Origin of the sequence: Vibrio sp. 10N.222.49.C9 (genome assembly GCF_041474985.1) — a bacterium.
Lineage (GTDB): Bacteria > Pseudomonadota > Gammaproteobacteria > Enterobacterales > Vibrionaceae > Vibrio > Vibrio crassostreae_C.
In genome coordinates this window covers 1-332 of the sequence record NZ_JBFRVD010000404.1, presented here as the reverse complement: position 1 = coordinate 332, position 332 = coordinate 1, and the positions used below count along the sequence as shown (strand labels likewise).

The window sequence follows — 332 nt, the reverse complement described above, 5'->3', positions numbered from 1 at the left end:
ATGGGAGAGAGGAAAGGTTACCCCCTCAATATTGCGTCGCGTGGGGCTTGCACATTTTTTCTCTGCTGATTACCAATATGATCAAGCCGAGCAACAACTCATGAACCGAGCAAAGACCTTTGAGATGTTGTTTGAAAAAGAGAATACGTTTTATGATTATCCGGTCACTAGCGAAGAGGTGATTCGATATTCACGCCTTAGCGAGTATCAGCGAGAATGGGTAAAGAATGCGCATTTGTACGTTCTTGGTGGCAAACAGGCTCTAGATGAGTCAATTGCAATGCAAGATATCACCGACCCATGGGTTCGTATTTACTATCATCAAGGTGCTA

1 pseudogene is annotated in these 332 nt (G+C 44.0%); it reads left to right on the top strand.

What is annotated here, in order from left to right:
* Positions 1–100: 100 nt before the first annotated feature.
* A pseudogene (locus AB4585_RS23710) lies at positions 101–332 on the top strand (XRE family transcriptional regulator); the annotation flags it as partial.